Below are 25588 nucleotides of genomic sequence, written 5' to 3' on the forward strand. Positions count from 1 at the left end.
CCTATTCGCTCTCGCCGTCGAGCGCAGGGATGGCCACGCCGGCGATTTCGGCCGCGGTCAGCCGGGCCGCGCCGGCGCGCGCGATCCGCAGCATCAGCGCCTTGCGGGTCGCAGGCGGCAGCCGGTGCTCCGGCGCATCGCGCAGGATCTCCGCGCCGTAACCGTCGGAGAGGATGAAGCCGCATTCGTCCGGAAAAATCCCGGCCGGCACTTCAGGGTGCGTGGCGAAGAAGAAGCGGTCGGAATGGAGCCGGTATTCCGGCCATTTGCGATCGACCCGGAAATCCTCGATCGAGGACTTGATCTCGATGATCCAGATGTCGCCCTTGCGCGTCAGCGCAACGAGATCGGCGCGCCGTCCGGAGGCCAGCGATATTTCGGGGATCACGGATGCGCCCATTTCCATCAGGAGGCGCTGGACGCCGCGACGCACCACCATGGCGCGCTCGGACTGGCGTCCGTCGGCCAGAGGATTTACGAGAATCGGAGAGATGATCGGCATGAAGCGAGAATGCCATCAAAGGCGTCGGCATTGAACCGTCAGGCGTGCGTATCCTGCAATGCTCCCGCCATATCGTCGAGGATCGGGCAATCGGGCCGGTCGTCGCCGTGGCAGGCCGTGATCAGGCGGTTGAGCGTGCGGCGCATCGATTCCAGTTCGCGCATCTTCTCCTCGATCGCCGCGACATGCGCGATCGCGATCTGGCGCACGTCGTGGCTGGCGCGGCTTCGGTCCCTGTAGAGCGTCATGAGCTGCCGGCATTCATCGATCGAGAAGCCGAGGCCGCGGGCGCGCTTCAGGAAAGCCAGCCGATGCACGTCGTCGCCGGAATAGTCGCGATAGCCGTTTGCGGACCTGTCCGGCTTCAGCAAGCCGACGTCCTCATAGTAACGGATGGTCTTGGCTGGAAGACCCGAGCGCCGGGCGGCTGCCGAAACGTTCATCTAACACCTCTCTTTAGCTATGCCCGCCCTCGAAAGGATGAGCAATGTGGAGCGCGTTTTCTTCACGAAGCCGTGAGAATGTTGCGCATTTACCATAGACCTGCAGTAAGCTGCGACGGGGTCGTTGCACATGGGCGTCGGAGACTTGGCAAACGCCGCTGGGTAAGCCAAACAGACCATGGCAGAAATACGGCTCGAATCGGGCAACAAGCTGGCTGTGGGGGTTTGAGTATCATATGCGACTGAAGACGCTTTTCATCGTTGCGGCGCTTGGGGCTGCAACTGCTCTTGCGGGATGTAGCACCGGGGGCACGATCTTCACCTCGGAATACGGTGCCAAGAAAGACTCCGGCTACCAGCTTCCGCAGATTCCGATCAACAAGGTGCCGAGGCAGTACCACCGGCAGATTGTCAAGTACGACACCAGCGAGAAGCCCGGCACGATCATTGTCGATACCAGCGACAAGTTCCTCTATTTCGTGATGGGCGACGGCAAAGCGATGCGCTACGGCATCGGCGTCGGCCGCGAAGGCTTCGAGTGGAACGGCACGGCGCGCATCGCCATGAAGCGCGAGTGGCCGACCTGGACGCCGCCGGCAGCGATGATCGGTCGCCAGCCCGAGCTCGCCAAGTGGCGCGGCGGACAGCCGGGCGGTCTCAGCAACCCTCTGGGTGCGCGCGCGCTGTATCTCTTCAACAAGGGTGGCGACACCGGTTACCGGCTGCATGGCACGCCGGAATGGAATTCGATCGGCAAGGCGATGTCGTCCGGCTGCATTCGAATGATCAACCAGGACGTCATCGACCTCTACGAGCGCGCCGACGTGGGCGCGAAGGTGATCGTGAAATAAGGCGGACCGTCTAGGCAACACTGACGTCCCAATGCAGAAAACCGGGCGCAAGCCCGGTTTTTTGTTGTTCGTCGACGGTCGCTCGGTTGAGCGAATTATCGGGCAGCGTTCAGGAAATCTGCTCGACCTGCTGCACTTCGGGCACGAAATGGCGCAACAGGTTCTGGATGCCGTGCTTGAGCGTGGCGGTCGAAGACGGGCAGCCGGCGCAGGCACCCTTCATGTGAAGGAAGACCGTGCCGTTCTCGTATCCACGGAAGGTGATATCGCCGCCGTCCTGTGCCACGGCCGGACGAACGCGGGTGTCGAGCAGCTCCTTGATCGTCAGGACGATCTCCTCGTCCTCCTTTTCGTAGAACTCCTCGCCAGCGCTTGCAGCGCGACCTTCCGCTGCCGCGTTCAACGAAGCCATGACCGGCTGGCCGGACATGAAATGCTCCATGATCGTGCCGAGGATCGCCGGCTTGAGTGCTGCCAGTCGTGCTCGTCGGACTTCGTGACGGTCACGAAATCGTAGCCGAAAAAGACGCCGACGACACCGGGCACGCCGAACAGGCGGCCTGCGAGTGCGGATGCGGCGGTCGCCGAATCGGCGTCGCGGAAATCCGCCGTGCCTTCCTCGAGCACGACCTTGCCCGGCAGGAACTTCAGCGTTGCGGGATTTGGCGTGGCTTCGGTCTGGATGAACATCAGCGTTCTCCGTTCATATAGTTTGGAATAATTCTAAATAGGCCTGCCAGCGCAGAACTGCAAGCGCCAATCGGCCTTCATATGGTGAGCGGTGCCCCGCCGCGCAATCTCTGGGAAGGCTCAGGCGAGGCTTTCGATATCCTCGTCGGAGAGATTCATCGGCACGACGGTGACCGGGATGGGGAATGCGGCACCCTTGCCGGCAACCGAGGCGACCAGCGGTCCCGGCCCCTCTTTCGCGCCACCGGCGGCCAGCACCAGGATTGCGATGTCCTGATCGTCCTCGATCAGCTTGTGGATTTCTTCCGTCGGTGAGCCCTCGCGGATCACAAGCTCCGGTTCGATGCCGATCCGTTCGCGCACCTTCGCCGCCTGGGCATCAAGCACCGCAGCAGCTGCGGCATTGATTCCTCGCGCATGATCTGCTCGACGCCGAGCCAATGCTGGAAATCGCCGGGTTCGATGACGTAGAGGAGCACGACAGAGCCGTTGGTCGCCTGCGCGCGGCGCGAGGCATAGGCGATAGCGCGCTCGGACTCCGGCGTTTCATCGGCGACCGCAAGGAATTTCCGCCGGTGACCGGCTTCACGGCTCAGACGTTTGGAAACCATCTAATCTCCCGACCCGGCACCCGCTGCCGACGGCGCAATCTGCCATCGGATGCGGCGGCGGGCAAGCCGTCGCATCCGGGCAAACCGACAGGCCTTGTCAGTCGTTGAGCAGGCCAATGATCTCGCGTACGCCCTTCATGGTGGCTTCCGCGATCACCTCGGCGCGTTCGGCGCCTTCCCGCAGCACCCCGTCGACATAGGTCGTGTCGGCCGAGATGCGGCGCATTTCGGCTGCGATCGGTGCGAGCCTGTCGACGGCCAGATCGGCAAGCGCCGGCTTGAAGGCGGAGAACTGCTGTCCGCCGAATTCGGCGATCACAGCCTCGCGGGTCTTGTCGGCCAGCGCCGCATAGATGCCGACGAGGTTTTCGGCTTCCGGGCGTGCCTTCAGACCGTCGAGTTCGGACGGCAACGGCTCGGGATCGGTCTTGGCCTTCTTGATCTTCTTCGAGATTGCATCGGCGTCATCGGTCAGGTTGATGCGCGACAGATCCGACGGATCGGACTTCGACATCTTCTTGGAGCCGTCGCGCAGGCTCATCACGCGCGTGGCCGGCCCCTCGATCAGCGGTTCGGTCAGCGGGAAGAAGCCGTTGACGGTTTCCTCGCCGACTTCCATCTCCACACCAAGGCCGAGATCACCGATCTTGGCGGAGAAGTCGTTGTTGAACTTGGCGGCGATGTCGCGCGTCAGCTCGAGATGCTGCTTCTGGTCGTCGCCCACCGGCACGTGCGTTGCGCGATAGACGAGAATGTCCGCGGCCATCAGGCTCGGATAGGCGAGAAGGCCGAGCGATGCGTTCTCGCGGTCCTTGCCGGCCTTGTCCTTGAACTGGGTCATGCGGTTCATCCAGCCGATGCGGGCGACACAATTGAAGACCCAGGCGAGCTCGGCGTGCTGACGCACCCGGCTCTGGTTGAAGACGATGTGCTTCGTCGGGTCGATGCCGGCCGCCAGGAAGGCGGCAGTGATCGAACGTGTCTGGCCGGGCAGGTCGTCATGGACGAGCTGCGCGGTGATCGAATGCAGGTCGACGACGCAATAGATGCAGTCGTGGCTTTCCTGCAGCGCGACGAATTTGCGGATCGCACCGAGATAGTTGCCGAGATGCAGGTTTCCGGTCGGTTGAACGCCGGAGAAGACAAGGGGCTTGAATTCGGACATTTCGTTTTTCCTGGCTTGTGGAGGGCCGTCTGAGGTGAATCGGAAGACTGCCGGCTTCGCCCTTGAACCGCGTGGTTGCAATGCGAGACGCGCGCTTATGGCCGAGCGCGCCTCACGGATCAAGCCTCACACGGGGTCATTGTTCTGGTCGCCGCCCGAGGGTATACCCTGCTTCCGCTTCACGTTGCGGCGGATCATGCCCATATCGGCTCCGCCCAATCCGAAAACAGCCGCGAAATAGAAAACCATGCCACCCGCAACGACGGCGGCCAGCGCTGCCGCCTGAATGTAGAACGGCGTTTCCGGCGCAAATTGCGGCTGCATGTAGCTGACGGCGAGGTGGATCGCGCCACCCATGAGCGCGGAGGCGACCAGTATCCGGGGCGCGCGTTTCAAAAGCCCCGCATCGCTGCCCCATTGGCCGCGGCGGACGAGCACGGTGAAAAGAAGCGTCGCGTTGATCCAGCCGGCAACCGCCGAGGCGGTCGCAATGCCGGGCGCGCCCATGGACGGGAACAGCAGAAGCGCGACCGATATGTTCACCGCAACGGAAATGCCCGCGAAAATCATCGGGGTTCTGGTGTCTTCCCGCGCGAAATAGCCGGGCGTAAACGCCTTGATCAGCACGAATGCCGGCAGGCCGATGCCGAAGATCGCAAGCACCTCGGAAACGACAAGCGTGTCTTCGGGCAGGAATGCGCCGCGTTCGTAGAGCACCCGAACGATGGGTTCGGCGATGGTGAACAGGGCGGCGGCCGCCGGCAGTGTCAGGAACAGGGTGAACTCGACCGAACGGTTCTGCAGGTTCGCGGCCTCGACGCGGTTGCCCGCCCGCAGCGCGCGCGCCAGCTCCGGCAAAAGAACCACACCAACGGCCACGCCGACGATGCCGAGCGGGAGCTGGTAGACCCGGTCTGCAAGGTTGAGCGAGGGAACCGCGCCGTCCTGCCCCGTAGCGATCGCCGTGCCCACAAGCGTGTTGATCTGCGTGATGCCGCCGGTGATGGCCGCGGGCAAGGCAAGCCACAAGAGACGTTTTACGTTGGGCGTCAGGCGCGGCCTGCGGAAGCCGATGGACACGCCCGCGCCGCGCACTGCGACGAAGACGATACCGAGCTGCACCACGCCGGCAGCCAGAACGCCCCAACCGAGCGCCAGGCCGACCTCGCGGCCGTCATAGCCGCCGTACCAGGCGACAACGAGGACGCCGACCAGAATGATGTTCAGGAATACCGGCGCGATCGCGGCCGCGAAGTAGCGATGTAGGGAATTGAGCATTCCCGCCATCATGGCGCCCAGCGACATGCAGATGAGGTAGGGGAACATGATCGCCGCCAGCTCGACCGTCAGCAGCAGCTTTTCGGGATCGTTCGCGAAGCCCGGCGCGATCGCGTAGCGGATCACGAAGGGCATAGCCAGCTCCATCGCGATCGTCAAAAGCAGCAGAACGGTGAAGAGGACGCCGAAAACCTCTTCGGAGAACTTTTTGGCGCCGGCAACGCCGTTTGCCTCTATCTCCTTGGCAAAGAGCGGCACGAAGGCGGCGTTGAACGCCCCCTCGGCGAACAGCCGCCTGAAAGTGTTCGGAAACTGGAATGCGGCATAGAAGGCTTCCGCCACGGGCCCGGTGCCTAGCGCCGCCGCCATCATCATTTCGCGGGCGAAGCCGAAGACGCGGCTCAGCATCGTGCCGGAGCCGACAGTGGCAAACTTCTTCACGAGGCTCATTCGATGGGGGTCCCGCCGGTCAACACAGCTTCATTCCGCCGCCGCTTTCGGCGTCGAACCGGTGCCGCGGCCATTGCCGTTGCGCGCGGTGTCGCTGCCGTCCATCACGGCGATCAGCCGCTTGCGGATGTTCTCCTGGCGCGTCGGATTCTCAATCTTCTGCCCCGTCAGGTCGGTGACGTAGAAGGTGTCGATGACCTTTTCGCCGAAGGTGGTGATGTGCGCCGACGCGATGTCCAGCGACAGATCGGATATGGCGCCGGTGATTTCCGAGAGCAGGCCGGGCCGGTCCAGTCCCTTGACCTCGACGACCGAGAAGCGGTTCGACAGGGTGTTGCGCACTTCCGCGCGTGGCTGCACCCGGAACGTCTTTGCCCCCGCCGTGGCTTGGTGCGCTTCTCGATCATCTCCGGCAGCCAGCTCTTGCCGGACAGAACGTCCTCGATCAGCCGCCCCACCCGCTGAGCGCGCCGGCGCTCGTCCTCGTCCATGTCGAACTCTCGCGAGATCAGGATGGTGTCGAGCGCGCGGCCGTCTGCCGTGGTGAAAATCTGCGCGTCGACGATGTTGGCGCCCGCTGCCGCACATGCACCCGCGATTACCGAAAGCAGGCGCGGATGGTCCGGCGACAGCACGGTGATCTCGGTCACAGCCTCGAACTGGTGCGTGCGCACCATCGTCGCCAGCCGCCGCGAGGCCGCATCGGCCTCCCGGATGAAACCGGCATGGCGTACCTGGTCATCGAGATCGACCGTCAGCAGATAGTTGTCGTAGTGCAGGCCGAGATAGCGCTTGCGCTCCTTCTCGGGCCAGTCCGCAAGCGCATCTTCGAGTACGGCGCGGGCTTCCTGGGCACGCTTGGCGCGTGTGACCTCCGAGAAGCCGCCGGTCAGTTGCAGCTCGGTCTCGTAATAGAGCGTGCGCAGTAGCTGGCCCTTCCAGCCGTTCCACACGCCGGGCCCGACGCCGCGGATGTCGCAGACGGTCAGCACCAGAAGAAGCTTTAGCCGCTCTACCGACTGCACGACGTCGGCGAAATCCTGGATCGTCTTGCGGTCGTTGAGGTCGCGGGTCTGCGCCGTCATCGACATGACGAGATGGTTCTCGATCAGCCATGCGATGGTTTCGGTATCGGCTTTGGAAAAGCCCATATGCGGGCACAACCTGCGGGCTATACGGGCGCCGGCTTCCGAATGGTCCTCCGGCCGCCCCTTGGCGATGTCGTGGAACAGCACGGTGACATAAAGGATGTCTCGCAGCGGTTGCAGCGACGGCATCAGCGAATGCGACAGCGGATGCACGGCCTCGGCGTCACCATGCTCGATCTCGGCGAGAACACCCACGCAGCGGATCAGATGCTCGTCGACGGTATAATGGTGGTACATGTTGAACTGCATCATCGCCACGATCTTGTTGAAGTCGGGGATGAGCTTGCCGAGCAGGCCGGCCTCGTTCATGCGCCTGAGATTGAGCTCCGGATTGCGGCCGGAGGTGAGCACATCCATGAAAAGTCGGTTGGCTTCCTCGTTGCGCCGCAGGTTGCGGTCCACGAGCTTGAGCGAGCGAGTCAAAAGTTTCAGCGCGTCGGGGTGGAATTCGAGGCCGTGCTTGTCGGCCAGCCAGAACAGCCGCAGCAGATTGACGGGATCGCGCTCGAACACCTGCTCGTCGGCGATGTTGATGCGGTGATTGTCGACGATGAAATCGCTGCTGCCGGCGAGCTTGCGCTTGCGCCGGGAGAAATTCAGGAAGATGCGGTTGAAGCCGGGCACATGCTTGGCCTGCTCCTCCTCCAGCGCCGCACAGAAGATGCGCGTCAGGTCTCCCACCGTCTTGGCGGTGAGGAAGTAGTGCTTCATGAACCGCTCGACGGCGGAAAGGCCCGGATGGCTGGTATAGCCAAGGCGCTCTGCAATCTCTCGCTGAATGTCGAAATGCAGTCGCTCCTCGGCGCGCCCGGTCAGGAAGTGCATGTGGCAGCGCACCGCCCAGAGGAAATCCTCCGCCTTGCGGAACTGCAGAAACTCCCTTCGCGTGAACACGCCCTTGCCGACCAGCTCCTCGGCGGTCGGCACGCGGTAATAATATTTGCCGATCCAGAACAGGGTGTGCAGATCGCGCAGGCCGCCCTTGCCTTCCTTGACGTTGGGCTCGACCAGATAGCGGCTTTCGCCGCCCTTGGCGTGCCGCTCGTCTCGCTCGGCGAGCTTCGCCTGCACGTATTCGGCGCCCGTGTCCTTGACGACTTCCGCGTCGAACCGGGTGACCAGCGTGTCGTAGATCGCCTCGTCGCCGCTGACGAAGCGCGCTTCCAGGATCGATGTGCGGATGGTGACGTCGGTGCGCGACAGGCGCATGCACTCGTCGAGATTACGGGTCGCGTGGCCCACCTTGAGGCCAAGGTCCCACAGCACGTAGAGGATGTATTCGACGATCTGCTCGCCCCAGGGCGTCTGCTTGTAGGGCAACACGAAAAGCAGGTCGATGTCGGAGCCCGGCGCGAGCGTTCCACGCCCATAGCCGCCGACCGCCACCACAGCCATGCGCTCGGCCGCCGAGGGATTGCGGGTATGGTAGACGTGATCGACGGCGAATGCATAAAGAGCGCGGATCACCTCGTCCATCAGGTGCGAAAGCCGCGCTGCGCAGGCCGTTCCGCCGCCATCAGCCATCAGCATCGCTTCCGCGCGGTCGCGGGCTTCGGCGACGCGTTCCTTCAACAGACGGATCAGGGCAGGCCGCGCACCGGCGGCATCCTTGCCCGCCAGCGCAATCATCTCATCGAGCAGCGCGCGGCCGTCGATGATCTCGTCCAGTTTGAGAGGAACTTTCGCCATGCCCACCGGTCTTGCCGCAATCGCGCGGTCTATAGCGCGAAATTTGCGCCTTGTGTATGGCGCTGTTGCGGCTAGGCCGCGACGACACCCAGACCGGCCTTGCGTTTGCGCTCCGCCAGCGAGACCGGCTGCGGGGTCATGAACGCCACGAACGCCGCGATGTCGAGCGGTCGCGAGATGAAATAGCCCTGCACGAAGTCGACACGCGCCTGCATGCCGCGCAACAGCGCCAGCCTTTCGGCCGTCTCCACGCCTTCTACGACCATGACCCGACCGGTCGCCTCGATCATCTCCACGGCGTGGCGCAGCATCTTGGCCATCACCGTATTGTCGGGCGCCATTGCGAAGGCCCGGTCGAGCTTGACGCCGTCGACGGACAGGGCAGCCAGATTCTGCATGTTCGAATAGCCGGTGCCGAAGTCGTCGATATAGGTCTTGATGCCCAGCCGGCGCAGCGCTTCGATTTCCCGCTGGGCGTTCGGCGGTATCTCGTCGCTTTCGATGATCTCCAGCACCACATCGAAGCGATCCGGCTGCGACTTGAAGCCCGAGAAGATGCGCGCCAGGCTGTCGCTATCCAGGTCGCAGGGGAAGATGTTGAAGTTGACCTGCAGCCGCTTGCCCGCAGGCAGGTGCTCGGAAAGCTCGTCACACGCGCGCTGGGCAACCAGTTCGGTGAAGCGCCGCGTCATGTCATGACGTTCGATGACATTGAGGAAGCGATCGGGGAAGACAACGCGGTCGTCAACATCACGCCAGCGGGCGAGCACCTCGCAGCCCGTGATCTCGCCCGTGTCGAGTTCCATCACCGGCTGGTAGGCGCAGACGATGGATTTCTCATCGAGGTGGCGACGGAAACGCGCCTCGAACGACCAGTATCGTGCAATCAGCGCGCTTGTCTGCAAAGTTGCGAGCGTGGCGATAATCGCCGCCCCCAGTAGCGCCAGGGCGACAAGGCCCTTGTATTGCGCGAGAAGCGCACGCAGATCACCCTCAACGACGACGCAATGCATGCCGTTGGCATCGCAGGAGATCACGCGCATCGTGCCGTCGGCGAGGCCTTCGCCATCCGCAATCAATCGCGTGTAGATGCCCGGGCGACCGCTGCGATGCCACCATTTCCCATCCTCGGCAACCAGCACCGCCTGCATCGACATCCAGTCGGGCCCTCGGAAGCCAGCCTCCTGCGGCGGAACGATGGCCGCGAAGGGCTCGCTCAAAGCGATCGTACCACGCTCGCCCACAAGTCCCAGGAAGCTGAGATCGCGATCAAGCCAGAACGCCACTCCGCGCTCGCCCTGTCGGCCAATTTCCGGCGCTCCGAAATCCACCACCCCGTCAAATGTGGCGACGTTCGCAGAACAGCGCGCACGCCCGCCGGGCGCATAAAGGAACTCGTTGAGGCCGTCGGGCAGATAGGCGATGCGCCGCAATTGTTCCTGGAAAGCCGGAGAACAGGGTTCGGCCGTCAGGTTTGCGTGCATGGCGTCGAAGGTGGAAAGCAGGTTTGTACGCAGCCGGACGAAATGATCCGCCGTGGAACGCGCTTCGTACGTCATCGACCTTCCGGCCTGATCCAGTGCGAACCAGCCGACAAGCGCCAGCACCGCCGCGAAGGCGACGAGCCAGACGATTAGTGAAATCACCCGCCGGTGCGCCGCCGATATGAAGACGCTGACAAACCTTGCCATTGAACGGCCCCCATTCGCCCGTCACTAGGACATGAAAAGCTCAAGCGACCGTTAATGGCCATCGCCTCGTGATGTGCGCCCACGTCCGGCAACCGTTACGTGCGCGCCGCGTTAAAGCCGATTGCAACCGGAGTGCTCGTGATGAAGGACTGGTGGGACAAACCCGTTTGCCTGATCGTCGGCAAAACGGAAACCTGTAGGGTCGAGAGGATGGAAAAGGCAGAAGATATGCTGCTGAACGATTGCCGACGACAGTGGCCCTGCCTATTCTCACGCCAGAGAAGCTCTCACCAAGGCGCTTCAAGACCCGGCAAGCGACAGCTCTCGCAAGGCTGCGCGCCTGGCTTTTGCCGCCGCCGCGGATGAAGCCGGCATTCTGTCCGATGACGCGTAACGGACCGCTGGAGCGACGCTCTCGGCAAGAGATTTGAAAGCGCCAGGTGCACCACCGTTGCCGTCGCACATCAGCTTCAGCGGCGCCTGGACAGTTCCTTGTGCTTCAGCGGCGCACGGACAGTTCCTTGAGCCGATACAGGGCCTCGAGCGCCTCTCGAGGCGTCATCTCGTCGGGGTGCAGGCTCTCCATCGCGTCGGCCAGCGCACCGCCACCCGCCGGCTTTGGAGCCTCGCGTTTTGCAGCAACCGAAAACAGCGGCAGATCGTCGACGAGGCGTGCCGCTTTGCCTGACGTTTCGCCTTCCTCGAGTTGTCGAAGCACCTCGCGCGCACGCTGGACCACCGCGTCCGGCAGGCCGGCAAGGCGCGCGACCTGCACGCCGTAGGACCGGTCGGCCGCGCCTATGCCTACTTCGTGCAGGAAAACGACGTCGCCTTCCCACTCCTTGACCCGCATCGTCACGTTGTGCAGCCGGGAGAGCTTTTCGGCCAGCGCGGTCATTTCGTGGAAGTGGGTGGCGAAGATCGCGCGGCAGCGGTTCTTCTCGTGCAGATATTCGACCGCTGCCCAGGCGATGGAAAGGCCGTCGAACGTGGCCGTGCCGCGGCCGATCTCGTCGAGAATGACCAGCGCGCGGTCGCCGGCCTGATTGAGGATCGCGGCCGTCTCTACCATCTCCACCATGAAGGTGGAGCGGCCGCGCGCCAGATCGTCCGAGGCGCCGACTCTGCTGAACAGCCGGTCCACGATCCCGATATGCGCCGCGGCCGCCGGAACGAAGAAGCCCATCTGCGCGAGGATCGCGATCAGCGCGTTCTGGCGCAGGAAGGTCGACTTGCCGCCCATGTTGGGGCCGGTCAGCAGCCATATCGCGCCGTGCTTGGCATCGCCCTCGGGGACAGGTCGCAATCGTTGGCAACGAACGGATCGGCCAGTTGCCGGTGCAGGGCCTGCTCGACGACCGGATGGCGTCCGCCGTCGATGTGGAACGAAAGGCCATCGTCGACGACAGGCCGGCAGTAGTTTTCCGAAGCCGCCAGCACCGCCGCTGCGGCGGCCACGTCGATTTCGGAGAGTGCCGCGGCACCGGCGCGGATTGCCTCGGCGTGCGAGACCACTTTCTCCAGCAACGCGTCGAAGACCGCCAGCTCGATCTGCAGCGCCCGGTCGGCCGCGTTGGCGATCTTGGTTTCCAGCCCGGCCAGTTCGGTGGTGGTGAAGCGCATCGCGTTCGCCATCGTCTGGCGATGGATGAACCGCGCCTTGGCAGCATCCGTGCCGTTCATCACCTCCGCATGGTTGGCCGTCACCTCGATATAGTAGCCCAGCACATTGTTGTGCCTGATCTTCAACGAGCGGATGCCGGTTTCCTCGGCAAGATCGCGCTCCATGCCCGCAATCACCCGGCGCGACTGGTCACGCAACGCGCGCATCTCGTCGAGTTCGGCATTGTAGCCGGTGCGCACGAAGCCGCCGTCGCGCCGCAGCAGGGGCAGTTCCTCCGCAAGCGCCCGGTCGAGATGGGACGAAAGATCGGCGGGCAGTGACGAGAGCGCGTCGCACGCGTTCTTCAGCCCGTCCGGCAGCATCGCCGCCGACACAGCTTCCAGCACCTGGCGGGCCGCTTCCAGTCCCGCGCGCAAAGCGCCGAGGTCGCGCGGACCGCCGCGTCTGAGCGCCAGCCGCGACAGGGCACGCGGCATGTCCGGCGCACCCTTGAGGACTGCCCGCAGCGCCTCGCAAAGCCGCGTCTCGGCAGACAGGAACGAAACACAATCCAGCCGCCGGTTGATCTCTGCGGGGTCGGTCAGCGGCGAGGTCAGCCTTTCGGCCAGAAGCCGCGCGCCGCCTCCCGTGACGGTACGGTCGATGGCTTTCAGCAGAGAGCCGTCGCGGTTGCCGGACAGCGTACGCGTCAGTTCCAGATTGGCGCGCGTGGCCGCGTCGATGAACAGGCTCGATCCGCTCTCCTCGCGTTCGGGCCGTGCCAGCGGCGGACGCTCCGAAATCTGCGTCTTCTCCACATAGGCGATCGCGCCCGAGATGGCCGCGAGCTCGGCGCGAGAAAACTGGCCGAAGCTCTCCGGCGTCGCCACGCCGTAGAAGCGCGCGATGCGGCCCGATGCGGCGGCCGAATCGAACAGGGCCGCCGGCTGCGGATTGGCCACACGGCCAAGCACGTCGAACACCGCGCGCAGTTCGGGATCGTGATAAATCGGGTCGGCAACGATCAATTCGCGCGGATCGACGCGCAATATGTCCGCGAGCAGCCGGTCGGCCGCGCTTTCGGCCACCCGGAACGAACCTGTCGAGATGTCGATCCAGGCAAGCGCGTAGCTGTCTCCGTTGCCGGACGCGCTGCCGCCCTGCCCCTTCACGCGGCCAAGCGTCATCATATAGTTGGCTTCCGAGGGCGCCAGAAGCTTTTCCTCGGTGATTGTGCCCGGTGTGACGAGGCGCACGACGTCGCGGCGCACCACCGACTTCGAACCGCGCTTCTTCGCCTCGGCGGGGTCTTCCACCTGCTCGCAGACCGCGACCCGATGGCCCTGCGCGATCAGCTTTGCAGATAATCGTCCGCCGCGTGCACCGGCACGCCGCACATCGGGATGTCCTCGCCCTGGTGCTTGCCGCGCTTGGTCAGCGTGATGCCGAGCGCACGGCTGGCGATCTCGGCGTCCTGGAAGAACAGCTCGTAAAAGTCGCCCATCCGGTAGAACAGCAGCGAATCCTGGTTTGCCGCCTTGATCTCGATGAACTGCTCCATCATCGGTGTCGCGCCCGCCGTCGACAGGACGGGCGGTGTCGGCGCGGCGCCGGCGGTGCGGATGGGCGTTTCGTCGTTCAACGGCGGATTGCCTTCTGGAGGAAGCGGTTTTCCTGCTTGGCGATTCACGGCGGCCAAGTGTAGCCTTAATCGATGCGGCTCGGCAAAACTCCACAAGAACGAGCCACCCGGGGAAGGAAACAGACACCATCATGCCGTTGAAAGACAAGTCCACGGAGGGCGGCCCCTCCGTCAGCCCTCAGGAAGCGCTCGATTTCCACGCCTCGGGACGACCGGGCAAGCTCGAGATCAACCCGACCAAGCCGATGGCGACCCAACGCGACCTTTCGCTGGCCTATTCGCCGGGCGTCGCGGTTCCGGTCAAGGCCATCGCCGAAGACCCCAGCAGGGCGTTCGACTACACGACGCGCGGCAACATGGTCGCGGTGATCTCCAACGGCACCGCCATTCTCGGCCTCGGCAATCTCGGCGCGCTCGCCTCCAAGCCGGTGATGGAAGGCAAGGCGGTGCTGTTCAAGCGCTTTGCCGACGTCGATTCGATCGATCTGGAGGTCGATACGCAGGACGTCGAGGAGTTCATCAACTGCGTGCGCTTCCTTGGCCCGTCCTTCGGCGGCATCAACCTGGAGGACATCAAGGCGCCGGACTGCTTCATCATCGAGCAGCGCCTGCGGGAAGTGATGGATATCCCGGTCTTCCACGACGACCAGCACGGCACGGCGATCATCGCGGCCGCCGGCCTCATCAACGCGCTGGAGATCACCGGACGCGACATGAAGACGGCGACGCTGGTGTGCAACGGGGCGGGCTCGGCCGGCATCGCCTGCGTCGAACTCGTCAAATCGATGGGCTTCTCCCCGCAGAACGTCATTCTCTGCGACACCAAGGGCGTGGTCTATCAGGGCCGCAAGGAAGGCATGAACCAGTGGAAGTCGGCGCATGCGGTCAAGACGGACAAGCGCACGCTGGCCGACGCCATGGACGGCGCCGACATCGTCTTCGGCCTGTCGGCACAGGGCGCGTTCTCGAACGCCATGATCCAGTCGATGGCCAAGAACCCGATTATCTTCGCCATGGCCAATCCCGATCCCGAAATCACACCGGAGGAAGTCGCCGAGATTCGCACCGACGCCATCATGGCGACCGGCCGTTCGGACTATCCTAACCAGGTCAACAACGTGCTGGGCTTCCCGTACATCTTCCGCGGCGCGCTGGATGTGCGGGCAACCACCATCAACGACGAGATGAAGGTCGCGGCAGCGCAGGCGCTCGCGGCGCTCGCCCGCGAGGACGTACCCGACGACGTCGCCGCGGCCTACCAGGGCAACCGGCCAAAATTCGGCGCCAACTACATCATCCCGGTGCCGTTCGATCCCCGCCTCATCTCGGCGATCCCAGCGGCCGTGGCCCGCGCGGCGATGGATTCGGGCGTGGCGCGGCGGCCGATCCTCGACATCGAGAAGTACAAGCAGGAGCTTTCGGCCCGCCGCGACCCGATAGCCTCGACGCTGCAACGCATCTACGATCGCGTGCGCCGCCAGCCCAAGCGTGTCGTCTTCGCCGAGGGCGAGGAAGAGCAGGTAATGCGCGCGGCAGTGTCATACGTGAACCAGAAGCTCGGCACGGCGATTCTCGTCGGACGCGACGACCAGATCCGGGAGACCGCCCGGCACGCGGGCGTCGACCTCGACCGGCCGGGCATCGAGATCATCAACGCGCGTCTGTCGCGCCGCAACGCGGTCTATGCCGACCATCTCTACGAGCGAATGCAGCGCAAGGGCTTCCTCTTCCGCGACTGCCAGCGGCTCATCAACAACGACCGCAACCACTTCGCCGCCTGCATGCTGGCGCTGGGCGACGCAGATGCGGTGGTGACCGGCGTGACGCGCAACTATTCGACGGCGCTCGAAGACATCCGCCGCGTGATCGATGCTAAACCGGGCCATCGCGTCATCGGCGCGTCGGTGGCGCTGTGCCGCGGTCGCACCGTCATCGTCGCCGATACCGCCGTCCACGACATGCCGGATTCGCTGGAGATCGCCGACATCGCCGAGGAGGCGGCCGGCTTTGCCCGGCGCATGGGCTACGAGCCGCGCGTTGCGCTTCTGGCCTATTCCACCTTCGGCCATCCGCAAGGCGAGCGCTCGGCGCGCGTTCAGGAAGCGGTGCGCATCCTCGACAAGAGGCGCGTCGACTTCGAGTATGACGGTGAGATGGCCGCGGACGTGGCGCTCAACCCGACCCTGATGCGGCAATATCCTTTCTGCCGTTTGTCGGGGCCTGCAAACGTGCTGGTCATGCCCGCATTCCACTCGGCATCCATCTCCACCAAGATGCTGCAGGAACTCGGCGGCTCGACCGTCATCGGCCCGATGCTGGTCGGCCTCAACAAGCCGGTCCAAATCGTGTCGCTGAACGCCAAGGATTCCGACATCGTCAACATGGCGGCCATCTCCGCCTACAGTGCGGGGACGTAAGGCGGACGGAACCGAGGCTGCGATTTCGAGTTTCCAACCTGCCGCGATGAGCGGGCGATGGGGATGAGGGTGACGACATGCTGATCGCAGCATCGGCCTTGACGGTATTTCTGGCTGTCTCGACGATATTGCCGTTTCTGCCGCTGGCGCACGGCATCGTCCGGGTGGGCGACTTTCCCCGCCAGCAATCGCTTGCGACGGCGCTGTTCGTCGTCGCGGCTTCCCTGCTGCTTGGCGCCGAGGGCACGGCATGGCGCGTCATCCAGATCGTGCTCCTGGCCGTCGCCGTCGTGCAGCTATGGTTCATCCTGCCCTTCACACCGATCTGGCGCCGGCAGTCCGCCGATTTCGACCCGGCCACCGACAAGGGCGAGGCACTGAAGCTTCTGGCAAGCAACGTGAAGATGTCGAACGACAGGTTCGGCGAGTTGGAAAGCGAGATCCGAAAATGGGATCCCGACATCTTCGTGCTGATGGAGGTCGACCAGCGCTGGCGCGATGCCCTTTCAACGCTTATTTCAAGCTATCCAACGGTCGTGGACCAGACGCAGGACAATTCCTACGGCATGATCCTGGCGTCGAAATTGGCGCTATCGGACACGGTCGTCGAATGCCTGCTCACCGACGACGTCCCGTCCATCGTGACCACGGTGACCACGCCGGAAGGGCAGCGCTTCCGGCTTTACTCGATCCACCCGGAACCGCCGGTGCCACATCGCGGCACCGAGGGGCGCGACGGCGAAACCGCCCTGGTAGCGCTGAGGGTCAAGGACGAAACGCTGCCCGTGCTCGTGACGGGTGACCTCAACGACGTCGCCTGGTCGGGCACGACGGAACGCTTCCGCCGGATAAGCCGGCTTCTCGATCCACGTATCGGCCGCAAGGTGTTTTCCACCTTCGACGCACGTTTCCCGCTCATTCGCTGGCCGCTCGACCATCTCTTTCACTCGGCCGAGTTCCGGCTAAAGGCCATGCACCGGCTGCCGGCCTGCGGGTCGGATCACTTCCCGGTTCTTTTCGAACTCGTCCTGTGTCCGGACGAAGACGCGGAATCGGAAACCGAACAGGCGAATGGCGACGATCTGTCCCGCGCGCGCGAACTGGTAGGCGAAGCGAAGAAGCGCGACGAAGATGCGATCGGGACAGATTGGGAGGGCTGAGACAGCCCAACCTCAAGCCGCGAAGCGCTGTGCCTCGGCGCCGTAATAATTGATATAGCGCGCGGAGATGGTCTCGACCGGCAGGATGATGAAGACATCCGTCGTGCCGAAGTCGTGGTCGATCACGCAACCGTCGCCGATCTTGGCGCCGAGCCGCAGATAGCCCTTGATGAGCGGTGGCATGGCGGCGAGCGCCGAGCGCGCGTTCACCGCCTCGGCCGGCATCAGGTCCATCGGGTGATGGCGTCTTGCCACGGCAGGCACGCGCCAGGCACCTTCCGCGCTGCAATTATGGGCGAGGAACGACAACGCCTCGGCATGCGCCGCGGCACCGTGCCATGGAAGGAGGCGCAGCCGGTCATCACGCCGATGTCGTAATGGTTCACATAGGCCCAGATGCCCTGCCAGAGCAGTTCGATCGTGCGCTTCGATCGGTAGTCCGGCAGCACGCAGGAGCGGCCAAGTTCCAGAAAGCGCAGATGGGGATGTCGCGCGACCAGCCTGTCGAGCTCGAACTCGTCGCTCGAGTAGAAGCCGCCCGCAGCCGAGGCGCTTTCCTGGCGCAACAGCCGATAGGTACCGACGATCCTGCGATGGTCCGGCCCCTCGAGCGAGGTATCCATCACCAGCAGGTGGTCGCATACATCGTCGAACCGGTCGGCGTCGCGCCGGTCCTGCATGCCCGCGGCAACCGCCCGATTGCCGAGTTCTTCCCGGAAGACGCGATAGCGCACTTCCTGCGCCGCCTCGATCTCGGCAGCGCTGCACGCAAGCCGCACCAACATCGTGCCGATTCGTCCCAGCGGCTCTCCAGCCAGCAAGGTACGGCCCTTGGCGCCCTGCCCGGCAAGGCAACTGCTTGCAGCACGTTCGGTCATGGCATCCTGCATGGCTGATTCTCCTCGCCGCAGCCACTGATCTGTCGTGGCTATAAGGACAGACTGCAACAGGACTGTGACCTAATTCCACCCCGAGGCCGCGACAGCCGTTCTAATTAGCCGGCGCTCAAGTTCGGGAGTGGCTCTCAACAGCGTCCGCCATCGCAACCGGATCAACGGGTTTGGTCAGAAACCCGGTCGCCCCGTATGCAATCACGCCATGACGGGTCTTTTCCTGACTGTCGGCCGAGAGAACCAGGATCGGTACAGCCGGAAGACCCTTTGCCTCTTCGTGCTTGCGGATGTGCGCGATTGCGTCGAGCCCGTCCATGACCGGCATGTGGAGATCCATCAGCACGATGTCGTAGGCGTGCGCGCGGCGCGGCGCAGTCAACGCTTCGACCGCGGCCTTGCCGTTGCGCACCACCTCGACGCGGTGGCCCGCCTTTTCAAGCGCGGAGCGCGCCAGCAGGGCGTTGATCTCGTTGTCCTCGGCTATCAGAATGCTACGCGAGCGCGATGCCCGGGCGCGTTGACGGTCGCCGCCATCGACCGCGCCACCGGGTCCGGCAGATCTGGACGGTGATGCGAGAAGGACGCGCAGCAGCGTTTCGCCGCGGACCGGCCGGGCCAGAAACGTGTTGTAGCCGCTCGCCCGATATTCGGCGAGCTGGCCGCGATCCGTCGGGGCAATCAGCGTTATGGCTTCCGCCGGGTTCACGCCCGCTTTCTGCAATCTCTTGAGCAGCCGGCCATCCACGCGCTCCAGCGACGCATCCACCAGCACGACATTATAGCCCTGGCCACGAGCGTGCGCCGCCGCTGCCGCCTCCTCCGCAGTGCGTGCGATTTCGGCCAGCCCGCCATGCGCGGTTATGGTACGCGCGATCCCTTCTGCCTCCATCAGATTGCCCGATATGATGATCGCCCGGCAGTCCGCGAGCGCGCCTTCAAATTCCATCGGCCGTTCCACGGCATCCAGTACAGGCAGCAAGATGGTGAACTCGGATCCTTCGCCCGGCTCGCCATCGACAACTATTGAGCCACCCATCGCCTCGACGATGCGCCGCGAGATCGCCAGGCCAAGGCCTGCGCCACCGTGCTTTCGCGTCGACGTTCCGTCCCCCTGCTCGAACTCGTCGAATATGCGGTCAATGTCCTTCTTCTGAAGTCCGGGGCCCGTGTCGGCCACGGAAACGCGCAGCCGCCGCCCCGGCTCCGTGTCGTAAATGTCCACGCTGACCAGCACGCCGCCGGCTTCCGTGAACTTGACGGCGTTGCCCACGACATTAAGCAGCACCTGCCGCAGACGACCGGGATCGGCGGAGACAAGTTCGGGAACGGCCGGGGCGACATGGCAGCCGAGCCCTATGCCCTTGCCATAGGCGCGGGGCGCCAGCAGTTCGACCACGTTCTCCACCAGTTCGCGCGGGCTCACCGGCTGCGGCTCCATATCGAAGCGGCCGACCTCGATTTTCGAATAGTCGAGCAGGTCCTCGATCAGCGCCAGAAGCGCGGAAGCCGACGTGGATACCGCGGCAAAGTAGGTCTGCTGCTCGGGTATCAGCTTCGTGTCGGCCAGCAGCTTGGCCATGCCCATGATGCCGTTCATCGGCGTGCGGATCTCGTGGCTGACGGTTGCCAGGAAGCGCGACTTCGCCTGGTTCGCGGACTCGGCGCGTTCGCGCGCATTGATGAGCGCCGTCTCGGCGCGCTTGCGAGCCGTGATATCGCGGGCGATGGCCCGGTGCGATACCGCGTTGTTTTCCTTGTCGCGCACCGAAAGCTCGATCCACGAGAACCAGCGTATGCCCGCCTCGGTCCGTATCGCCACATCGGCCGAGCTCAGGCACTCACCGTCGGCAAAGGCGCCGTCCGGCACCACGCCGATGTCGATGCCGAGTTCCAGAAGCTTTCGACCCACGAGCGCGTCGGGCTTGCAGCCGAGCATGTCGGAAAGAACGCGGTTGGCGTAGACGATGCGCCCCTCGCGGTCGCGATGAACGACGATGTCGCCCAGCGCGTCGATCAGCCCGTGAAAGTGTTCCTCGCTCTCCTGAAGCTCCCACATCTTGTCGGCGAGGTTTTCGATTTCCTCGCGGCTGCGGTTGACATTCTCGTCCAGCAGCGACGTCAGCCGGCTCTCCTTGCGCAACTCGAGGATCTGCATCACCAGGGCAGCGAAGCTGATGAGGAGAAGCCCGCCGGTGACGATGAGGGAGGAACCGGTGAGATGAGCGATACCGGCAAGCGACAGCAAAGCCGCAACGAGAGCCGGACGGCCCAGCGAACGACGTCTCGGCGCCTGAGGCGCATCCGGCGCCAGCGGCGGAGGGCTGACGCGCAGGCGCGCAGGCGCCGACACCTTTTCTGGCTCCGCTTCCGCTGCCGTCTCGAACTGGTTGTGCTCCACCGTCATCGTCGCGGACGATAGCGAAGAAGGCTTAGGGAAGCTTTTGGCCGTTCAGTACAATTTTAGCGAGCGGCGATGCCGTTACATTTCGATGACCAGACGGCCCCTCACCTTGCCGGCCACGATGTCGTGGGCGGCATTGACGATCGCGTCGAAAGGCATCAGCGTCGAGAGCGCGGTCAGCTTGCCGTGGTCGAGGTCCTGGCCGATGCGCCGCCAGGCCTCCAGCCGGATTTCACGCGGCGCCATCACGGAATCGATGCCAAGCAGGGAAACGCCTCGCAGGATGAACGGCGCGACGCTACCCGGCAGGTCCATCCCGCCGGCAAGGCCGCAGGCCGCCACCGCGCCGCCATATGCCGTCATCGACAGCACGTTGGCCAGCGTGTTGCTGCCAACCGCATCGATGCCGCCCGCCCAGCGCTCCTTGCCGAGCGGTTTTGCCGGCGCTTCCAGTTCCTCGCGGGCAATGACTTCGGCAGCGCCCAGTTCCTGCAGGAAACCGGCTTCCGCCGGCCGGCCCGTGGAAGCGATAACGTGATAACCGAGCTTTGAAAGTACAGACACGGCGACCGAGCCAACGCCGCCGGCAGCACCCGTGACGACGACCGGCCCACGTTCCGGCGTGATGCCGTGCCGCTCCAGCGCCATGACACACAGCATTGCCGTGTAGCCTGCCGTACCGACGGCCATCGCATCGACCGGCGTCATGGCCGCTGGCAGCGGCACCAGCCACTCGCCCTTGACCCGCGCGCGCCCGGCAAAGGCGCCATGATGCGTTTCGCCAACGCCCCAGCCGTTGAGAATGACGCGATCGCCGACCTTCCATTGCGCGTTGTCGGACGCAATCACCGTTCCGGCGAAATCGATACCGGGGACAAGCGGCCAGCGGCGGATGACGGGCGCCTTGCCGGTGATCGCCAGCCCGTCCTTGTAGTTGACGGTGGTTGCCTCGACAGCCACCGTCACGTCGCCTTCCATCAGGTCGTCTTCGCTGAGTTCCACCATGTCGACGGATTGGGTCTTGTTCTCGTCGCGCGAGACGAGCAGCGCCTTGAACGTGTCGGACATGATGGCTTCCTCCCGGTGGCTGTTTCGGACGACTGTGAGGTGCTGTCGCGCGGAGGTCAACAGCACCGTTTATTGCGCGCTGCTGCCCCGCGACCGCCGCCAGACGATGAACTCCTGAAGGATCACCAGCGCCGCGCCCACGGAGATGAAGGCATCGGCCAGATTGAAGATCGCAAAGGACCAGGTCGGCAGATGGAAGAGTATGTAGTCGATCACATAGCCGTGCCAGACCCGATCGATCAGGTTGCCCAGCGCGCCGCCGACAATGAGCGCGAAGCCGAGACGTGCGAGGCGGTGGTCCTCGTCGGTACGCAACGCAATCCACGTCACGACGCCCACCACACCCAGCGTCAGCACGAGGAGTGCGACACCGCTCAGGTCGGAAAACATCGAAAAGGCGATGCCGGTATTGTGCGTGCGGAACAGCGCCAGGAACGGCAGCACGTCGACCTGCACATGCATGGCCAGCTCCGTCTCGACCAGATATTTGATGCACTGGTCGAAAGCCACCGCCAGGATGACGACGGCGGCGTAAAATCCCCGGCTGTTGAAGCTCAATTCTCGTCCTTTCCGACCACCGGCAGGGCGTGCCTGCGAATTTCATAGAGCGCAACGCCGGTGGCCACCGCAAGGTTCAGTGAATCCGCGCGCCCTGCCTGCGGGATGCGGATCAGCGCGTCGCATGAAGCTGCCAGTTCATCCGGCAGCCCCTGCTGCTCGTTGCCCATCACCAGCACGACCGGCCCTTTCGCATAGTCGACCGTGCGATAGTCGACCGATCCCTTCAGATGGGTTCCGACGACGGTCGCCTGGACGCCCTTGCGCCAGGCCAGGAATGCCTCCACGCCGGCCCTTGCGACCGGAACAGCGAAGACCGAGCCCATCGTGGCGCGCACCGTTTCCACAGAGAACGGATCGGTCGTCTCGCCGACCAGGATCACGCCTTTGGCGCCCACCGCATCAGCCGTGCGGATCACCGTGCCGAGATTGCCGGGATCGCGCACGCGGTCCAGCGCGATCCAGACATCGCCGTCAGCGGGGCGGATGTCCTTGAGTGCGGCCCAGCGTTGCTGAAACACCCCCACCACCATCTGCGGGTTGTCGCGACGGGTGATGGCGCCCAGCACCTTCTCGCTTGCTTCCAGCACGAGGCCACCGGCGGCAACCGTGCGTGCGGCGATCTTTTCCACTATGGGATTGCCGCGCTGCGCCTTGGCGAAGACCAGCGTGCGGATCGTCCAGCCGAGATCGAACGCGTCGATCACCAGCTTCAGTCCCTCGGCCATGAAGGCGTTCTGCTGGTCGCGGAACTTCTTCATCGCCAGGGCGCGGATGTCCTTGACGATGGGGTTCGAAAGGCTGGTGACTTCCTTCACCTGCCCGACACGCCGGTTGTCGCTCATCCCGCCACCCACCTTGAAAACAACGAGGTTGAGAGCGCGCGGCCGGCGGATTTTTCGCGGATCACCAGCTCGCCCGACTGGACCTCGCCACCCATGCCCGCGAAGGTATCCCGCATGAGCGCGTGGATCGCGAAGAACGATGCGCGGATCGAGTAGGCCGTCAGCACCACTGCCAGTGGCTTGGGCGTCAGGATTTCGCGGCAGATGTCAGCCATAACCGGAAGGTCGTCGAAAAGCTGCCAGACCTCGCCCTTCGGCCCGCGCCCATAGGCGGGTGGATCGAACAGGATGATGTCGTAGCGGTTGCCGCGGCGTTCCTCGCGCTCGACGAACTTCATTGCATCTTCGCAGATCCAGCGGATCGGCTTGTCGGCCAGCCTTGCAAGCTGCTGGTTCTCGCGCGCCCAGCCGATCGCCTTCTTGGAGGCGTCGACATGGGTGACCTCCGCGCCCGCACGCGCGGCAACCAGCGAAGCAAGACCCGTATAACCGAACAGGTTGAGCACCTTCACCGGCCGGCCCGCCTTGCGGATCAGGTCTTCCATGTGGCTCCAGTGCGAGCCCTGCTCTGGAAAGACGCCGACGTGCCGAAAGGATGTGAAACGGCCGAGATAATCGATGCCGTCATGCTTCATCGGCCAGGTCTCGCCGAGCGGCTCCCTTTGAAAGCGCCAGCGGCCCATGCCTTCCTCGTCTGTATCGCCGGTGAAGACGGCATCGGCCCTGGCCCACTCGGCGGGCGGCAGCGCCGGCTGCCAGATCGCCTGACCCTCAGGACGCTCGATCACATAAGGCCCGTACTGCTCGAGCTTGCGGCCGCTGCCCGAATCCAGCAGCGCATAATCGGCACCGGGCTCCACCTCAAGGATCAGCGGCAGCGTCTCGGCCGGCAGGGGGCCGGGTCTGCGCGTCAGCGGCCGCTTTACAGGCGGTTCCTCCCGCGCGGCCTGCCTGCGGCCGTCGGCAGCCTGCGGCCCGCGTGCGGGGCGTTTGTCGCGGCGCTTGTCTCGCGAGGCGTTCAAGGAAAGGGTCTCCGCATCTTGTCGCCCGCTTTTGGCACAGGGTCATCCGCCTCGCAACAGAGCGTGGCGGGGTGCGGTCTCCTGACACGTTTGAGCGGAGCCATCTCCTATCATGTGCGGATCGAAAGGAGACACATCTTGCCCAATCTCATCATTCTTTATGTCGAAGACCCCACCGCCAGCGCCGCCTTTTACGGCAAACTTCTGGACCGCGAGCCGGTGTTCGCCGTGCCCACCTATGTGTCGTTCGATCTTGGCTCCGGCTTCATGCTGGGACTTCTGTCGAAATCGTCGCCCGCGGCGGTATCCGACAAGGGCTTCGAATTCGCCTTTCTGGCGGACGGTCCAGAAGCCGTGGACCAGGAGCACCAGCGCTGGCGGGACGCCGGCATCGATGCGGCGCAGCCATTCGACGCCCAGTTCGGCCGCACCTTCACCGCGCCGGACCTGGACGGCAACCTCCTGCGCGTCTGCCTGGCCGACTAACCCTTCGAGCGCTCATAGACGGCAATGCCCGCCGCGAGGTCTTCCAGCGCGGCGCCGACCGACTTGAACAGCGTGATCTCGTCGGGGCTCTGCCGCCCCGGCTTCTCGCCGCGGGTGAGCTCGAACAGGTCGGCGACGATGCCTTCATGCGTGAGGGCGCCGGAGGCTACCGCCTGCACGATGTCACCGGCTTCCTTGGTCGCACCCGAGCGCGTATCGACATAGACGCGCGCGGCGGATCGCCTCATCGTCGCTTTCGCGCATGGTTGGCGTGAACGCGCCTACCAGATCGAGATGCGTGCCGGGCGTCAGCGATTCGCCCCTCACCAGTGGCTCGGTGGATATGGTGGCGCAGGAGACGATGTCAGCCCAGCCGATGGCTTCGTCGAGATTTTCGGCTACGCTGGCGTTCAGACCCGCCTCGCGCAATGCAGCGGCCGCCTTGGCCGCATTCTCGGATGTACGGTTCCAGATCCTGATCTCGTCGATCGGCCGCACGGCCGAGTGAGCCTGCGCCAGAAACGGGCACAACGCGCCGGCGCCGACGACCAGCAGCTTTGATGCATCCTCGCGGGCGAGATAGCTGGCAGCAAGCGCGGAAGCGCAGGCCGTGCGCCACTGCGTGATGCGCTGGCCGTCGATCAGCGCGCGGCTCGCCGGTCTTGCCGTCGACCAGGAGGTAGAGCCCCATCACGGCGGGTTTTCCGATCTGGTTGTTGTCGGGCGAAACGGTGACGATCTTGACTCCGATATACCCACCATCGGAGGTGCCGGCTTTCTCGAAGTCGTTCCAGGCGGGCATGAGCAGCAGGGTCGACGCCGCGCCGTCCGGGCGCTGGATCGTGTGGTGATGGCGCACAGGCTGCACCGCGCCGTCGCGAAAGGCCACGCGCAGCGTCTCTACGAGACCTGCAAAGCTAAGCGAGCGGTCGACGCCGTCGGCCGAGATCGTCAACATGTGTGAAACTCCTTCGA

At 64.3% G+C, this 25588-nt stretch carries 17 protein-coding genes and 5 pseudogenes; 5 read left to right on the plus strand and 17 right to left on the minus strand.

The genetic code is table 11. The annotated features are described in order from the left end of the window. Position 1: 1 nt before the first annotated feature. The gene (locus HK436_RS04645) at positions 2–502 is read right to left on the minus strand and encodes an MmcB family DNA repair protein (protein WP_173187714.1); all 501 of its coding nucleotides are present in this window, start codon (positions 500–502) and stop codon (positions 2–4) included. A 38-nt stretch (positions 503–540) separates the two neighbouring features. Then, complete coding sequence (cueR, locus tag HK436_RS04650) at positions 541–945, minus strand: Cu(I)-responsive transcriptional regulator (protein ID WP_173187716.1); 405 nt, start codon at positions 943–945, stop codon at positions 541–543. A gap of 236 nt (positions 946–1181) precedes the next feature. Between cueR and HK436_RS04655 the strand changes: the two genes are divergently transcribed. Continuing rightward, complete coding sequence (locus HK436_RS04655) at positions 1182–1796, plus strand: L,D-transpeptidase (RefSeq protein WP_173187718.1); 615 nt, start codon at positions 1182–1184, stop codon at positions 1794–1796. A 109-nt stretch (positions 1797–1905) separates the two neighbouring features. On the opposite strand, the pseudogene HK436_RS04660 reads toward HK436_RS04655, so the two are convergent. The 7 genes and pseudogenes from HK436_RS04660 to HK436_RS04685 all read right to left on the minus strand — a co-directional run bounded on the left by HK436_RS04660 (position 1906) and on the right by HK436_RS04685 (position 10518). Next, positions 1906–2486, minus strand: a pseudogene (locus HK436_RS04660) (NifU family protein). A gap of 120 nt (positions 2487–2606) precedes the next feature. Beyond that, positions 2607–3097, minus strand: a pseudogene (locus tag HK436_RS04665) (universal stress protein). Positions 3098–3194: 97 nt separating this feature from the next. Further along, positions 3195–4262 (minus strand): tryptophan--tRNA ligase, encoded by a 1068-nt coding sequence (trpS, locus tag HK436_RS04670; RefSeq protein ID WP_173187720.1) that lies wholly within the window; start codon positions 4260–4262, stop codon positions 3195–3197. Positions 4263–4388: 126 nt separating this feature from the next. Continuing rightward, positions 4389–5990, minus strand: a complete 1602-nt coding sequence (gene murJ / locus HK436_RS04675; RefSeq protein ID WP_173187722.1) for a murein biosynthesis integral membrane protein MurJ — start codon at positions 5988–5990, stop codon at positions 4389–4391. Between the two features lie 30 nt (positions 5991–6020). Further along, positions 6021–6269, minus strand: coding sequence for a hypothetical protein (locus HK436_RS34090; protein ID WP_512770952.1), 249 nt, complete (start codon positions 6267–6269; stop codon positions 6021–6023). After that, on the minus strand, positions 6158–8827 hold the full coding sequence (locus HK436_RS04680; RefSeq protein ID WP_512770951.1) for a [protein-PII] uridylyltransferase: 2670 nt from the start codon (positions 8825–8827) through the stop codon (positions 6158–6160). The genes HK436_RS34090 and HK436_RS04680 overlap by 112 nt, the downstream gene beginning before the upstream one ends. Positions 8828–8898: 71 nt before the next feature. Next, complete coding sequence (locus HK436_RS04685) at positions 8899–10518, minus strand: EAL domain-containing protein (protein WP_173187724.1); 1620 nt, start codon at positions 10516–10518, stop codon at positions 8899–8901. Between the two features lie 241 nt (positions 10519–10759). Between HK436_RS04685 and HK436_RS33395 the strand changes: the two genes are divergently transcribed. Further along, positions 10760–10912 (plus strand): DUF982 domain-containing protein, encoded by a 153-nt coding sequence (locus HK436_RS33395; RefSeq protein WP_173189932.1) that lies wholly within the window; start codon positions 10760–10762, stop codon positions 10910–10912. A 105-nt stretch (positions 10913–11017) separates the two neighbouring features. On the opposite strand, the pseudogene mutS reads toward HK436_RS33395, so the two are convergent. Further along, positions 11018–13685 (minus strand): annotated as a pseudogene (gene mutS, locus HK436_RS04695) (DNA mismatch repair protein MutS). A gap of 209 nt (positions 13686–13894) precedes the next feature. Here mutS and HK436_RS04700 point away from each other — a divergent pair. Both HK436_RS04700 and HK436_RS04705 read left to right on the plus strand, forming a co-directional pair. Next, positions 13895–16180, plus strand: a complete 2286-nt coding sequence (locus tag HK436_RS04700; protein WP_173187726.1) for an NADP-dependent malic enzyme — start codon at positions 13895–13897, stop codon at positions 16178–16180. 77 nt (positions 16181–16257) lie between these two features. After that, the gene (locus HK436_RS04705; RefSeq protein WP_173187728.1) at positions 16258–17340 is read left to right on the plus strand and encodes an endonuclease/exonuclease/phosphatase family protein; all 1083 of its coding nucleotides are present in this window, start codon (positions 16258–16260) and stop codon (positions 17338–17340) included. Between the two features lie 12 nt (positions 17341–17352). Here the strand turns inward: HK436_RS04705 and olsB are convergent. From olsB to HK436_RS04735, 6 genes and pseudogenes are all read right to left on the minus strand, one after another. After that, positions 17353–18218: pseudogene (gene olsB, locus HK436_RS04710) on the minus strand (l-ornithine N(alpha)-acyltransferase). 127 nt (positions 18219–18345) lie between these two features. Beyond that, a complete protein-coding gene (locus HK436_RS04715) occupies positions 18346–20637 on the minus strand; it encodes a response regulator (RefSeq protein ID WP_173187730.1) in 2292 nt (763 codons plus the stop codon). A gap of 75 nt (positions 20638–20712) precedes the next feature. Further along, on the minus strand, positions 20713–21702 hold the full coding sequence (gene acuI, locus HK436_RS04720; protein ID WP_173187733.1) for an acrylyl-CoA reductase (NADPH): 990 nt from the start codon (positions 21700–21702) through the stop codon (positions 20713–20715). Positions 21703–21771: 69 nt separating this feature from the next. Then, a complete protein-coding gene (lspA, locus tag HK436_RS04725) occupies positions 21772–22260 on the minus strand; it encodes a signal peptidase II (RefSeq protein ID WP_173187735.1) in 489 nt (162 codons plus the stop codon). Next, on the minus strand, positions 22257–23105 hold the full coding sequence (locus HK436_RS04730) for a TrmH family RNA methyltransferase (protein ID WP_173187737.1): 849 nt from the start codon (positions 23103–23105) through the stop codon (positions 22257–22259). Before HK436_RS04730 ends, lspA begins: the two co-directional genes overlap by 4 nt. Next, positions 23102–24127 (minus strand): RsmD family RNA methyltransferase, encoded by a 1026-nt coding sequence (locus HK436_RS04735; protein ID WP_173187739.1) that lies wholly within the window; start codon positions 24125–24127, stop codon positions 23102–23104. The genes HK436_RS04730 and HK436_RS04735 overlap by 4 nt, the downstream gene beginning before the upstream one ends. Positions 24128–24265: 138 nt before the next feature. Between HK436_RS04735 and HK436_RS04740 the strand changes: the two genes are divergently transcribed. Beyond that, positions 24266–24613 carry a VOC family protein gene (locus HK436_RS04740; RefSeq protein ID WP_194248441.1) on the plus strand — a complete coding sequence of 116 codons (348 nt, stop codon included), beginning with the start codon at positions 24266–24268 and terminating at the stop codon, positions 24611–24613. Here HK436_RS04740 and lhpI read toward each other — a convergent pair. Then, a pseudogene (gene lhpI / locus HK436_RS04745) lies at positions 24610–25571 on the minus strand (bifunctional Delta(1)-pyrroline-2-carboxylate/Delta(1)-piperideine-2-carboxylate reductase). The gene HK436_RS04740 and the pseudogene lhpI overlap by 4 nt on opposite strands. Positions 25572–25588: the final 17 nt, after the last annotated feature.

Source organism: Neoaquamicrobium sediminum (assembly GCF_013240295.1).
Taxonomy (GTDB): domain Bacteria; phylum Pseudomonadota; class Alphaproteobacteria; order Rhizobiales; family Rhizobiaceae; genus Aerobium; species Aerobium sediminum.

Excerpts from the sequence above, each read along its gene's own strand:
- HK436_RS04645 (WP_173187714.1), bottom strand. The coding sequence starts at position 502 with ATGCCGATCATCTCTCCGATTCTCGTAAATCCTCTGGCCGACGGACGC.
- cueR (WP_173187716.1), bottom strand. The coding sequence starts at position 945 with ATGAACGTTTCGGCAGCCGCCCGGCGCTCGGGTCTTCCAGCCAAGACC.
- HK436_RS04655 (WP_173187718.1), top strand. The coding sequence starts at position 1,182 with ATGCGACTGAAGACGCTTTTCATCGTTGCGGCGCTTGGGGCTGCAACT.
- trpS (WP_173187720.1), bottom strand. The coding sequence starts at position 4,262 with ATGTCCGAATTCAAGCCCCTTGTCTTCTCCGGCGTTCAACCGACCGGA.
- murJ (WP_173187722.1), bottom strand. The coding sequence starts at position 5,990 with ATGAGCCTCGTGAAGAAGTTTGCCACTGTCGGCTCCGGCACGATGCTG.
- HK436_RS04680 (WP_512770951.1), bottom strand. The coding sequence starts at position 8,827 with ATGGCGAAAGTTCCTCTCAAACTGGACGAGATCATCGACGGCCGCGCG.
- HK436_RS04685 (WP_173187724.1), bottom strand. The coding sequence starts at position 10,518 with ATGGCAAGGTTTGTCAGCGTCTTCATATCGGCGGCGCACCGGCGGGTG.
- HK436_RS04700 (WP_173187726.1), top strand. The coding sequence starts at position 13,895 with ATGCCGTTGAAAGACAAGTCCACGGAGGGCGGCCCCTCCGTCAGCCCT.
- HK436_RS04705 (WP_173187728.1), top strand. The coding sequence starts at position 16,258 with ATGCTGATCGCAGCATCGGCCTTGACGGTATTTCTGGCTGTCTCGACG.
- HK436_RS04715 (WP_173187730.1), bottom strand. The coding sequence starts at position 20,637 with ATGACGGTGGAGCACAACCAGTTCGAGACGGCAGCGGAAGCGGAGCCA.
- acuI (WP_173187733.1), bottom strand. The coding sequence starts at position 21,702 with ATGTCCGACACGTTCAAGGCGCTGCTCGTCTCGCGCGACGAGAACAAG.
- HK436_RS04730 (WP_173187737.1), bottom strand. The coding sequence starts at position 23,105 with ATGAGCGACAACCGGCGTGTCGGGCAGGTGAAGGAAGTCACCAGCCTT.